Here is a 12,422-nt window from a genome sequence, read left to right as displayed (position 1 = left end):
GGCAGTTAGTCTGGTAGTCGGATGCATCACAATCAACACCAAAGCCCCATCAAAAACACCTCAGAAGGACGGTCGCCGTGCACCGGTACAAGGTCCGCGAGATTGCCCAGCAATCCGGGTTGAGCGAGGCCACCGTCGACCGCGTGTTGAACAAGCGGCCGGGCGTGCGGGAGAACACCCGCGCCGAGGTCATGCAGGCGATTGCCGACCTGGACAAACAGCGCGCCCAGCTGCGGTTGAACGGCAGGCGTTACCTCATCGACGTGGTCATGCAGACCCCGCAGCGGTTCTCCGACGCATTTCGCGCCGCCGTCGAGGCCGAGCTGCCCGCCTTCGCGCCCGCCATGCTGCGCGCCCGCTTCCATCTCTGGGAGACCGGCTCGACCGCACAGATGGTCGACGTGCTTGCCCGTCTGCGCGGCAGCCACGGCGTGATCCTCAAGGCGCAGGACGACCCGGAGGTCGCCGAGGCGATCGACCGGCTCGTCGACGGGGGCGTCCCTGTGGTGACCTATGCGACCGATGTGCCCGCCAGCGCCCGCTGTTCATATGTGGGCATCGACAACCACGGCGCGGGCGTGACCGCCGCCTATCTGATGGGGCAGTGGCTGGGTCCAGCGCCGTCGGACGTGTTGATCACCGTCAGCCGCAACGTGTTTCGCGGCGAGGGGGAGCGCGAGGTCGGTTTTCGCTCGGCGCTGCGCGGTTCCGGGCGTCAGATCGTCGAGGTCAGTGACAGCGACGGCATCGACGCGACGAACGAGCGGTTGGTGCTCGAGGCGCTGGATGCGAACCCGTCGATCGAGGCCGTCTATTCCGTCGGCGGCGGAAACGCTGCGACCGTCGCGGCGTTTGAGCGGCTCGGCCGTCCCTGCCGGGTGTTCATCGCGCACGACCTCGATGCCGACAACAGGCAATTGCTGCGTGCCGGCCGCATCTCCGTGGTGCTGCACAACGACCTGCGAGCGGATGCGCGGCTGGCGTTGCGGCTGATCCTGCAGGAGCGTGGTGCGCTGCCGGCAGAGCCCGCCCGTCCGGTGCCGATTCAGGTGATCACGCCGTTCAACCTGCCCGGCTGACGCGCTTGCGGCAGCGCTAAGTGCTAGCGCAGAGCTACCGGCCGGTAACAATTTCCTTAGAGAAACGGTGTCGCAGCAACGTGACGAACGACACACTTTTGTCTCATCGAGTCGCCGCACACGATGTTGACCAGTCGATTTCGTTGCCTCTCCTCAACCGGTAGCCCGCGAGTCAGGTAAAGGGCCGCCTAAGAGAAGTGGTTTAATCGGTACTGAGAGTGACAGCAAGTTTGATGGACGTTGAACCCGATGGCGCGATCAACCCGCGACTGAGGCGTGCGTCCAAAGAGCAGCGGAAGGCAGGGGTTGTGAGCCCGAACGGCAACGGGGCCAGTCCGACCAGTGATGTAGGCGCCGGCTCCGCAGGGTCCGCGTCGCGACGCCAGAAGCTCGAGAAGGTTGTCATTCGATTCGCCGGCGACTCTGGCGACGGCATGCAGCTGACCGGTGACCGGTTCACCTCCGAAGCCGCGCTATTCGGCAACGACCTTGCGACGCAACCTAATTACCCGGCCGAGATTCGCGCACCAGCAGGCACTCTGCCTGGCGTTTCGTCGTTCCAGATCCAGATCGCCGATTACGACATCCTGACGGCTGGCGACCGTCCGGACGTCCTCGTCGCGATGAACCCCGCAGCGCTCAAAGCCAACATCTCCGACCTGCCGCGCGGCGGGCTGGTGATCGCCAACTCTGATGAATTCACCAAGCGCAACCTCGCGAAGGTCGGGTACGAGGCAAACCCGCTGGAGTCCGACGAGCTTTCCGACTATGTCGTGCAGCCTGTCGCGATGACCACCCTGACGCTGGGTGCGGTGGAGTCGATCGGCGCGTCCAAGAAGGACGGCCAGCGCGCCAAGAACATGTTCGCGCTCGGTCTGCTGTCCTGGATGTACGGCCGGGAACTGGAGCACAGCGAGGCGTTCATCCGCGAGAAGTTCGCCCGCAAGCCCGATATCGCCGAAGCCAACGTGCTGGCGCTGAAGGCCGGATGGAACTACGGCGAGACCACCGAGGCGTTCGCCAGCACCTACGAGGTGTCGCCCGCGAAGCTGAAGTCCGGTGAATACCGTCAGATCTCGGGTAACACCGCACTGGCATACGGCCTGGTCACCGCCTGCCAGCTGGCCGACATCCAGCTCGTGCTCGGTAGTTACCCCATCACGCCCGCATCGGACATCCTCCACGAGCTGTCCAAGCACAAGAACTTCAACGTCCTCACCTTTCAGGCGGAGGACGAGATCGCGGGCATCGGCGCGGCCATCGGCGCGTCCTATGGAGGCGCGTTGGGCGTCACGAGCACATCGGGCCCGGGTATCTCGCTGAAGTCAGAGGCCATCGGCCTTGCCGTGATGACCGAACTCCCGCTGATCGTCATCGACGTGCAGCGTGGCGGACCCTCGACGGGTCTGCCCACCAAGACCGAACAGGCCGACCTGCTGCAGGCCATGTTCGGACGCAACGGCGAGTCGCCGGTCGCGATCCTCGCGCCACGCTCGCCGTCCGACTGCTTCGACGTCGCCGTCCAGGCCGCCCGCATCGCGATCGCCTATCACACGCCGGTGATGATTCTGTCGGACGGCGCAATCGCGAACGGTTCCGAGCCGTGGCAGATCCCCGACGTCAGCGCGTATACGCCGATAGCGCACGAGTTCGCGAAGAGCGGCGAGCCGTTCCAGCCGTATGCCCGCGACCCCCAGACCCTGGCACGCCAGTTCGCCGTGCCGGGTACGCCCGGCCTGGAGCACCGCATCGGCGGCCTGGAAGCCGCAAACGGCTCGGGCAACATCTCCTATGAGCCGAAGAACCACGACCTGATGGTGCGGCTGAGGCAGGCCAAGATCGACGGCATCGCCGTGCCGGATCTCGAGGTCGACGACCCGACGGGCGACGCCGAACTGCTCATGCTCGGCTGGGGCAGCTCGTACGGCCCCATCGGAGAGGCGTGCCGACGCGCGCGGCGCAAGGGCATCAAGGTGGCCCACGCGCAGCTGGGCAACCTGAATCCGTTCCCGGCCAACCTGGGTGAGGTGCTGCGGCGCTACCCCAACGTGGTGTTGCCGGAGATGAACCTCGGCCAGTTGGCGCTGCTGCTGCGCGGCAGGTTCCTGGTCGACGTGCAGTCGGTGACCAAGGTCGAAGGCATGGCGTTTTTGGCCGAGGAGGTCGAGGGCATCATCGATGCCGCCCTGGAGGGAACGCTCAATGAAAAGGAAAGCGATAAGGCCAAGTTCGCGCGGTTGGCGGCGGCCACCGTGGAAACTGGCGTGGGAGCGGACGCATGACTGACCTGATCGGTAGCGACCTCGGGCTGACTCCGGGCATCGGCGGGGTGCCGACCACAGATGAGCCGCAGAAGGCCAAGGACTTCACCAGCGACCAGGAGGTCCGCTGGTGCCCGGGATGCGGCGACTACGTCATCCTCAACACCATTCGCAATTTCCTGCCCGAGCTGGGCCTGCGACGCGAGAACATCGCATTCGTCAGCGGCATCGGCTGCTCGAGCCGCTTCCCGTACTACCTGGAGACGTACGGTTTTCACTCCATCCACGGCCGCGCCCCGACGATCGCCACCGGCCTGGCCCTTGCCCGGCCGGATCTGTCCGTCTGGGTCGTCACCGGTGACGGCGACGCGCTGTCCATCGGCGGCAACCACCTGATTCATGCGTTGCGCCGCAACGTCAACATCACCATCCTGCTGTTCAACAACCGGATCTACGGTCTGACGAAGGGCCAGTACTCGCCGACGTCAGAGACCGGCAAAATCACCAAGTCCACACCGATGGGTTCGGTGGACTATCCGTTCAACCCGGTGTCGCTCGCTCTCGGCGCAGACGCCACCTTCGTCGGCCGTGCACTGGATTCCGACCGCAAGGGTCTGTCGGAGGTCCTGCGTGCCGCTGCCGCCCACCGTGGCGCCGCGATCGTCGAGATCCTGCAGGACTGCCCAATCTTCAACGACGGCTCATTTGACGCGCTCCGCAAGGAGGGCGCTGAGGAGCGGTTGATCAACGTCCGCCAGGGCGAGCCGATCACATTCGGCGCCGACGGTGAATACTGCGTGGTGAAGTCCGGTTACGGCCTCGAGGTGGCCAAGACGGCCGACGTCTCGGCCGACGAGATCGTCGTCCACAACTCGCAGATCGAGGACTCGGCGTATGCCTTCGCCCTGTCACGGCTGTCCGAGCAGAATCTCGAGCACATGGTGATGGGCATCTTCCGCCAGGTCAGCAAGCCGACCTACGACGACGCCGCGCGTCAGCAGGTCGCATCGGCCCGCGACGCCAAGCCGCACGACACGGCGGCACTGCAGTCGCTGCTGCGCGGCAAAGACACGTGGACCGTCGATTAACCTCTCTGACGTGACATCCCCTGTACCACTTGCCGCAGTCGTTTTGGCGGGCGGTGCCTCTCGCCGGATGGGTCGCGACAAGGCCACCATGCCGTATGACGGTTCTACGATGGTCGAGCTCGTCGTTTCGGCGTTGAGTGCCCGCTGCTTCCCGGTGTTCGTCATTGCCGCACCCGGACAGCCGCTGCCCGATCTGCAGGCTGAGGTCCTGCGCGACGAGGTTCGCGGTGTCGGACCGCTGCTCGCGACCGGACGTGGCCTGCGAGCCGCCGCGGACGCCGGCCACGATCTGGCGTTCGTCTGTGCCGTGGACATGCCGCACATGACGACGGAATTGGTGGACGAACTCGCCGAACACGCCGCCCGCCTTGGCGTCGACGTGGTGCTGCCCTGGGATGGCCGCGACCACTATCTGGCAGGCGTCTACCGCACCGGACTGGCCGACCGCGTCGATGCGCTGGTGGCGGCGGGGGAGCGCAGCATGCGCGCGTTGGTGGACACCGTCGACACCCAACGCATCGTGATGCCGACCCATCGGGCGCTGACCAACGTGAACACCACGGCCGACGTATCCTGAATCCGACGTCATTACCTTCGGTAATGGTTTCAGCAAATTCCCGCTTCGACGCTTTAGGACCTCGGTTTCGGCTGTGAGGCCATTCTGTCGTTGATTGTCGGCAATAGTTCGTAGATTCGTCTGTGATCGGCCACATGACGCTGGCCGTCACCCCGCGAGGTGAGATTTGCCGTCGCAGATGGGATTTCGGTCGCACACCGGCGCTTATCCCATGCCGGCCTTCGGAATTGCGAAGGGGAGCACCTGGCGAACCGGCCTCGGGCAAGTCCTCCACGGCGCCCTCACTGTCCCAGCCGTCGTCGATTATGTCCGCCCTATCGAGCGTGGGTATCGAGATCGCCTCTGCTCGGCGTGAGCCGGAAAAGGCCACGCTACCTTGATATTTCATCGACAGTCTCCGAGTTCGACTGGTAACTTGCGGTCGGCTTATCCGGTGATTGATCACCTGCTGATGCGAAATATGCAGTCGCACAGCTGATATCGCGTGGCGCTATGCCAGAAATGCTCATAGCGAACCGTTTCAGCTCCTATTTATATGAAAGAGGCTGCTGCGAGCCAAGTCTGGGCGTGTGATCTTGAGATCTGTTGAACTGACATTGAATTTCGGCGTGTCCCAGGTCACAAAAAGGCCGTGATTTAGCTCACCCGAACGGCGCGCCAGCGTCAGTGTCCAAAGAGGCGACACGCCACGGTGACCTGCACGGACACTTGCGTAGCCGACCGTGATCTAAACGTGATCGGAACGTGACACGCCCTGTACCCAATATGACTTTGCGTCAAACGATTTGTACGTTCCTCACGGCTCGAAAAACGAGCAAACAATTAAAACCACGAACCTGCGTGTGAGGGGCCGCGGTCGGCGGAATCGCCACTGCGGACGCCGGGCCTGATGCCCGGTGGGGTGATGTCTCGCTCCCCCTGTTGTGCCTGACCGAGACGGCACGACCCGAACCTCCTGCCTGAACGGCAACCTACGCCCGCGCCTGCGGGCGTGGTCGGCGCGCGCTTGGCGAAAGGAAAGAAGTGAAGAACATCCGCACTACGCTCGGGCTGGCCACCATCGCGGGGGCGCTCGCCCTTGCACCGATGGCGTTGGCGACCGGCACCGCGAATGCGGAGAGCAGCGTGAACTGGGACGCCGTTGCGTCATGCGAGTCCGGCGGCAACTGGCACACCGCCACCGGCAACGGCTACTACGGCGGCCTGCAATTCACCATGGGCACCTGGCGCGCCAATGGCGGCAGCGGATCGCCACACAACGCCAGCCGCGAGGAGCAGATCCGCGTTGCCAACAACGTGCTGAAGACCCAGGGCATCGGCGCCTGGCCGGTCTGCGGCAAGCGGGGCTAATCAGCGGCCCGCTACAGAACGCATGACAGGTGCCGGGTCCCGATTGGGGCCCGGCACTTTACTATTTCCCAATAGTCACAATTGTCACATCTATCACATCATTAACATTTATCGCTTTTGCCTCATATGGCCCTTTTTTACTCATTTGCCACATCACTAGCTGCTTCCTATCCCGTCCCGATAACGTGCATATACCTCCCTTGTAACGCCTGACACTCCTAACCCGAAAGTCCCACTAGTTGCAAGGTCGGGGAAGGACCAACGTGATGAAGAAAAGCCATTCGTTCATCCAGACGGCGAAAAGGGCTGCTTGGCTCGTCGCAATTGCCGGGGCACTCTCCTTCGCCTCGTTAACGCTCTCGGCGGCCAGCGCGAACGCCGACAGCGTGGACTGGGACGCGATCGCCCGGTGCGAATCCGGCGGTAACTGGTCCACGAACAGCGGGAACGGCCATTACGGCGGCCTGCAGTTCAAGCCGTCGACCTGGTCGTCCAACGGCGGCGTCGGCTCGCCGGCGATGGCCTCCCGGGAAGAGCAGATCAGGGTCGCCGAGAACGTGCTGCGGACGCAGGGACTGCGGGCGTGGCCGCAGTGCGGGTCAGCCGCGGGTGGTCCGGCCCTGTTCAGCGCCTCAGGCCCGTCGCTGGGCGGGTGTCAGGCTGTACGGGGCGGCGCCATCCTCGGCATCGTCGACGTGCGGAGCCTGTGCTCGACGTTCCTGCACCCGTTCGGTCTAGGCTGATGCGCTCGTCGGCGGCTTGAACGCCGACCGCGACGCCACCGTCGCCAGGTGCCGGGTCAGTACTGCCTCCGGCACCAGGGCTGTTGCGCGACTGGCTGCGGCGCTCAGGAACGCCGGCCTCAGGTTGACGACCCTGCCGATAATCGCCGATTCACGCACCAACGCCCGTACCCGCGGCCTGCGAAAGCTCGCGAACCGGTCGAACGCTGCCGCCAGGTCGCTGCACTGGTCGACGAAGCAAGCCAGAATCGCGGCGTCCTCCAAACCCTGACAACCGCCCTGCCCCAGGTGCGGGCGCATCGGGTGGGCGGCGTCGCCGACCAGAACCGTCGGCCCCTTCGACCACACGCGGGCCTGCTCGCGGTCGTACAGGTCGTTACGCAGCACGATGTCCGGATTGGTGGCGGTCAACAGTTTTGGTAGGGGCTCCGCCCAGGAGCCGAATGTGCGCTGCAGATAAGCCAATTCGCCCTGCGGCGCGACCTGACCCTCCGGTGTGCGCTCGGTCGCGAACCAGTAGGTGTGGTCTGCGCCCAGCGGCACGTGCCCGCATTCACGTCCTGCGCCAAGGGTTTCACCGGCGAGATCGGGGTCGATCGCAACGTCGGCGATTCCGCGCCAAGCGGTGTACCCGGCATACCGGTTGGTCAGCGGGCCGTTGAGGTAGCGGGCCACAACCGAATGTGTGCCGTCGGCGCCCACCACCGCGTCGGCCCGTCGCGTCGTCGAATCCGAAAGGGTGACGCGCACGCCGTCCGCCGTGAATTGGATGTCCTTGGCGGTCACTCCGGTTTCAAGGGTGTCACTCGCCAATGCACCGGCCAGCAGGTCATTGAGCACGGACCGGCGGATCACCACGAGCGGCTCGCCGAGCGCCTTGACGAGCCGCTCGCGTGACGGACGGCGTAGCCACGTGCCGTCGCTCCAACGCAGCGCGCCTGCAGTCACCCGACCGCCGGATTCCCGGACCGCGTCGCCGAGGCCGATGTGGTCGAGGGCCGCAAGGGCGTTGGGCCAGATGCTGATACCCGCTCCGCTCGTCACCTCGGAGCGGCTCTCCAGGACCGTCACGTGGTGGCCACGACGCTGCAATGCGACAGCCGTCGCCAGCCCCGCAATCCCCGCGCCGACGACAAGGAACTGCTGCTGCGCCACCCGTCGAACGTAGCGGGTCGATCCGCTGGACCTACAGCTCGAACACCAACAGCGTGCAGGTCGCCGTCGGCCATGGCCCGCAGATAGTCGGTTCCGGCCATCGCCAGGCCCTTGCGGTGCTCGATCCGGGCACGCGCCAGGTGACGGTGCGAGAGCGCGGTGTCCCCTGTGTTACGAACATCGCATGACCGAAACCCCGTTCGGCGATCTCGACAACTACTTCGCCCTGCCGCGGGTGTCCGGGCTGGCGGTGTCACCGGACGGCTCGCGGGTCGTGACCACCGTCAGCGAGCTCAACGACAAGCGCACCGAATACGTCACCGCGGTCTGGGAACTCGACCCGGAGGGGCGGGCACCTGCGCGACGCTTGACCAGGGGCTCCAAGGGTGAGTCCGCGCCGGCGTTCACCTCCGACGGGGACCTGCTGTTCGTGGCGGCGCGGCCGACCGAAGACGACGACAAGCCGCCCCCAGCGCTGTGGAGATTGCCCGCAGCCGGCGGCGAGGCCGTCGAGGTGCTTTCGCCACCTGGCGGCGTCGAGGCTGTGAAGACGGCGCGCGACACCGCGAGAGCCGCCGTGCGCACGCCGCTGTTGCCGTCGGCGCACAGCATCGACGACGACCGCCGGCTACGAGATTTGCGCAAGGACGCCAAGGTCACCGCGATCCTGCACAGCGCCTACCCAATCCGGCACTGGGACAATGACCTTGGCCCTGCTGCACCACATCTGCTTATGCTGGATCTCGGCGACGATCCCGCACCGGCCGATCTGACGACTCAGCCGGGCGCTGCGCTGCGAGACGCCGACTTCGACGTCAGTGACGACGGCAGCTTCGTCGTCACGTCATGGCAGCGGCCCGCGCCGAACGCGTCCCTGCACTCGGTGCTGGTGCGGATCGACGTCGCATCCGGTGAGCACACGGTCATCGCCGATGACCCGGACGCCGACTTGTGGAGCCCGGCCATATCGCCGGACGGGTCAGCCGTGGCGTTCATTCGAGAATCGTATTCCACGCCGCAGCTCGCACCTCGAATCAGCCTGCGCCACATGCGGTTCGGCCATGATCCAGCCGCGCCCGCCTCGGCCTGGGATCGCTGGCCGGTGTCGATCACGTGGTCGCGCGACGGCGAGGCACTCCTCGTCACCGCCGACGACGCCGGCCGCTGCCCGCTGTTCCGGATCGGCCTCGGTGACGGCCAGGTAGCGCCGTTGACCAACGACGACTACGCCTACACCGATGTGGCAGCCGCGCCAGGCGGCGTCGTTTACGCGCTGCGGAGTTCGTACGCCGCCCCGCCACACCCGGTGCGCATCGACCGGGACGGCACCGTCACCGCGTTGCCGTGTGTCGAACCGCCGCAGCTGCCCGGAGAGCTCACCGAGATCACGGCTGACGTCTCCGACGGCGCAGCGGTGCGGTCCTGGCTGGTGCTCCCCAACGATGAAGAACCGGCCCCGCTGCTGCTGTGGGTCCACGGCGGGCCGCTCGGCAGCTGGAACTCCTGGCACTGGCGCTGGAACCCGTGGGTCCTCGCGGCGCACGGGTATGCCGTGCTGCTGCCGGACCCGGCGCTGTCGACGGGCTACGGCCAGGAGTTCATCCAGCGAGGCTGGGGGAACTGGGGAGGAGCCCCGTTCGACGATCTGATGGCCGCGACCGACGCCGCATGCGCCCACCCGCGGGTCGACGCCTCTCGCACCGCTGCGATGGGCGGTTCGTTCGGCGGATACATGGCAAATTGGATCGCCGGCCACACAGACCGGTTCGACGCGATCGTCACCCACGCGAGCCTATGGGCGCTCGACCAGTTCGGCTCCACCACCGACACCGCCTATTACTGGCTGCGCGAGATGACCCGAGACATGGCTGCGGCCAACTCGCCGCACAACTTCGTCGGGGAGATCCGCACCCCGATGCTCGTCATCCACGGTGACAAGGACTATCGGGTGCCGATCGGCGAGGCGCTTCGGCTGTGGTACGAGCTGCTCAGCGAGTCGGGTCTGCCCGCAGCCGACGACGGCACCAGCCCCCATCGATTTCTCTACTACCCGTCGGAGAACCATTGGGTGCTCTCACCGCAAAACGCCAAGATCTGGTACGAGGTGGTGATCGAGTTCCTTGGCAGGCACGTGCTCGGCGAGGCCGGCGGGCTGCCCGAGGCGCTCGGGTAGCGTCGGAAATCATGAGCGGGCAGCGGGAGTTCGACATCGTCCTGTACGGCGCCACCGGATTCGTCGGAAAGCTGGCCGCCGACTACCTGGCGAAGGCGGGCGGCGATGCCCGCATCGCGCTTGCCGGCCGATCCCAGGACAAGCTGCTGGCGGTGCGCGAAACACTGGGGGAGACCGCGCAGTCGTGGCCGCTGATCGCCGCGGACGCGTCGCAGCCGTCGACGCTCAACGCGCTGGCCGCTCAAGCCCAAGTCGTGGTGACGACCGTCGGGCCGTACGCCGAGTACGGGCTGCCGCTCGTCGCCGCATGCGCCGCCGCGGGAACCGATTACGCGGATCTCACCGGCGAGGCGACGTTCATGCGCGACAGCATCGACCAGTACCACAAGCAAGCCGTCGATACCGGTGCGCGAATCGTTCATTCGTGCGGATTCGACTCCATCCCTTCCGATCTCACCGTTTACGCACTCCATCGGCGGATCGCCGAGGAGAACGCCGGTGAAATGGCCGACACCACCTTCGTGGTGCGCAGGATGGCGGGCGGATTCTCTGGCGGTACGTACGCGTCGATGGCCGGCATCATGCGGGCCATGTCCAGCGATGCCGAAGTGCGGCGCCTGCTGGAGGATCCGTACACGCTGACCCCGGATCGCGGCGCCGAGCCCGAGTTCGGCCCGCAGTCGGACCTACCGTGGCGCCGTGGCCGCGAGATTGCGCCGGAGCTCGACGGCATCTGGACGACGGGGTTCATCATGGCGCCGGTCAATACGCGGGTTGTCAGACGCAGCAACGCTTTACAGGATTGGGCGTACGGCAGGCGGTTCCGGTACACCGAGTGTCAGAGTCTGGGGTCATCGGTCGTGGCGCCCGTCGCGTCGGCCGTGGCGACTGGTGTTGGGGCAGCGGTCACCGGACTGGGAAGCCGCTATCTCGACAAGGTGCCGGAGAAACTCGTCGAACGAATCTTGCCCAAGTCGGGTTCCGGACCGAGCGAACGCACCCGCGAGCGCGGCCATTACACCGTCGAGACGTACACCACCACGACGACCGGTGCGCGCTACCGGGCCACCATGTCGCAGAAGGGCGATCCCGGCTACAAGGCCACGTCGGTGCTGCTGGGCGAAAGCGGTTTGGCCTTGGCGCTGGATCGAGACCGGCTCTCCGATCTACGCGGCGTACTGACGCCCGCCGCGTCGATGGGTGACGCGCTGCTGGCTCGATTCCCCGCTGCCGGTGTGTCATTGGAGACCGCCCGGCTGAATTGATCGGCGAGCGCAGAACACCTGTCAACCAAGATCAATTGGACTAATGTCGTGCTCGGCATGCGGTAACCAGCAATGAAGGTGGACACGGCAATGGCAGATCTCGACGAGCTTTACGCGCAGATCCCCGTAGCGGATATCGCGAGCAAGATCGGCGCGGATCAGGGCGAGGTGGACAACGCCATAAAGACGCTGGTGCCGGCCCTGGTGGGTGGGCTCGCCCAGAACGTCCATTCGGACGACATCGATTCGAGCAAGCTCGAGTCCGCCGTGGCCCAGCAAGGCGCCAGCGGTCTGCTCGACGGCGGGGTCAACGTCGACCAGGTGGACCAGAAGGCGGGCGACAACCTCGTGGCCAGCCTGTTCGGCGGCAACGACAGCAATGCCGTCGCCTCCGCGCTGTCCGGAACGGGTGCAGGCGGCGGTGATCTGATCAAGAAACTGCTGCCCATCCTTGCGCCGATCGTGCTCGCCTACATCGGCAAGCAGCTCACCAAGGGCTCAGGCTCGGCACCGGCCCAGCCGCAGGCGCAGTCGGCCGGTGGCGGCGGCCTCGGCGACATCCTGGGCAGCATTCTCGGCGGCTCCGCGGGCGGTGGTGGTGGCGACGGTAACAACCCGCTGGGCAGCATCCTCGGCAGCGTGATCGGCGGAGGCAAGGGCGGCGCGATCGGCGACATCCTTGGCGGTCTGCTCAGCGGCAAGAAGTAGGGCGCCGGCCGAGTCACGCACGA

General features: G+C 65.9%; 8 protein-coding genes and 2 pseudogenes. 9 read left to right on the top strand and 1 reads right to left on the bottom strand.

Going from position 1 to position 12,422, the window contains the following annotated elements; genetic code table 11:
* The first annotated feature begins 77 nt into the window (after positions 1-77).
* The 6 genes and pseudogenes from QOC76_RS20585 to QOC76_RS20560 all read left to right on the top strand — a co-directional run.
* The gene (locus QOC76_RS20585; protein ID WP_526359807.1) at positions 78-1,079 is read left to right on the top strand and encodes a LacI family DNA-binding transcriptional regulator; all 1,002 of its coding nucleotides are present in this window, start codon (positions 78-80) and stop codon (positions 1,077-1,079) included.
* Positions 1,080-1,387: 308 nt separating this feature from the next.
* Positions 1,388-3,361, top strand: coding sequence for a 2-oxoacid:acceptor oxidoreductase subunit alpha (locus tag QOC76_RS20580; protein WP_526359805.1), 1,974 nt, complete (start codon positions 1,388-1,390; stop codon positions 3,359-3,361).
* Positions 3,358-4,428, top strand: coding sequence for a thiamine pyrophosphate-dependent enzyme (locus tag QOC76_RS20575; RefSeq protein WP_526359803.1), 1,071 nt, complete (start codon positions 3,358-3,360; stop codon positions 4,426-4,428). Before QOC76_RS20580 ends, QOC76_RS20575 begins: the two co-directional genes overlap by 4 nt.
* 10 nt (positions 4,429-4,438) lie before the next feature.
* Positions 4,439-5,005, top strand: a complete 567-nt coding sequence (mobA, locus tag QOC76_RS20570; protein ID WP_526359801.1) for a molybdenum cofactor guanylyltransferase — start codon at positions 4,439-4,441, stop codon at positions 5,003-5,005.
* A gap of 1,119 nt (positions 5,006-6,124) precedes the next feature.
* A pseudogene (locus QOC76_RS20565) lies at positions 6,125-6,355 on the top strand (transglycosylase family protein); the annotation flags it as partial.
* A gap of 377 nt (positions 6,356-6,732) precedes the next feature.
* Positions 6,733-7,098 (top strand): annotated as a pseudogene (locus tag QOC76_RS20560) (transglycosylase family protein); the annotation flags it as partial.
* Here QOC76_RS20560 and QOC76_RS20555 read toward each other — a convergent pair.
* A complete protein-coding gene (locus QOC76_RS20555) occupies positions 7,090-8,253 on the bottom strand; it encodes an FAD-dependent oxidoreductase (protein WP_526359799.1) in 1,164 nt (387 codons plus the stop codon). The pseudogene QOC76_RS20560 and the gene QOC76_RS20555 overlap by 9 nt on opposite strands.
* Positions 8,254-8,437: 184 nt before the next feature.
* On the opposite strand from QOC76_RS20555, the gene QOC76_RS20550 reads away from it, so the two are divergent.
* The 3 genes from QOC76_RS20550 (at position 8,438) to QOC76_RS20540 (ending at position 12,399) form a co-directional block, all read left to right on the top strand.
* Positions 8,438-10,426: a S9 family peptidase gene (locus QOC76_RS20550; protein WP_526359797.1), complete on the top strand. Its 1,989-nt coding sequence runs from the start codon at positions 8,438-8,440 to the stop codon at positions 10,424-10,426.
* An 11-nt stretch (positions 10,427-10,437) separates the two neighbouring features.
* Positions 10,438-11,691, top strand: coding sequence for a saccharopine dehydrogenase family protein (locus QOC76_RS20545; protein ID WP_526359795.1), 1,254 nt, complete (start codon positions 10,438-10,440; stop codon positions 11,689-11,691).
* Between the two features lie 90 nt (positions 11,692-11,781).
* A complete protein-coding gene (locus QOC76_RS20540) occupies positions 11,782-12,399 on the top strand; it encodes a DUF937 domain-containing protein (RefSeq protein ID WP_526359793.1) in 618 nt (205 codons plus the stop codon).
* Positions 12,400-12,422: the final 23 nt, after the last annotated feature.

The organism is Mycobacterium sp., assembly GCF_032159565.1.
Classification (GTDB): Bacteria; Actinomycetota; Actinomycetes; order Mycobacteriales; family Mycobacteriaceae; genus Mycobacterium.
Note: the sequence above shows the minus strand (reverse complement) of the source record. Positions and strands in the feature narration are given on the sequence as shown.

What these genes read in the sequence shown, in the direction of transcription:
- QOC76_RS20540 (WP_526359793.1), top strand. Translation starts at nt 11,782, where the DNA reads ATGGCAGATCTCGACGAGCTTTACGCGCAGATCCCCGTAGCGGATATC.
- QOC76_RS20545 (WP_526359795.1), top strand. Translation starts at nt 10,438, where the DNA reads ATGAGCGGGCAGCGGGAGTTCGACATCGTCCTGTACGGCGCCACCGGA.
- QOC76_RS20575 (WP_526359803.1), top strand. Translation starts at nt 3,358, where the DNA reads ATGACTGACCTGATCGGTAGCGACCTCGGGCTGACTCCGGGCATCGGC.
- QOC76_RS20550 (WP_526359797.1), top strand. Translation starts at nt 8,438, where the DNA reads ATGACCGAAACCCCGTTCGGCGATCTCGACAACTACTTCGCCCTGCCG.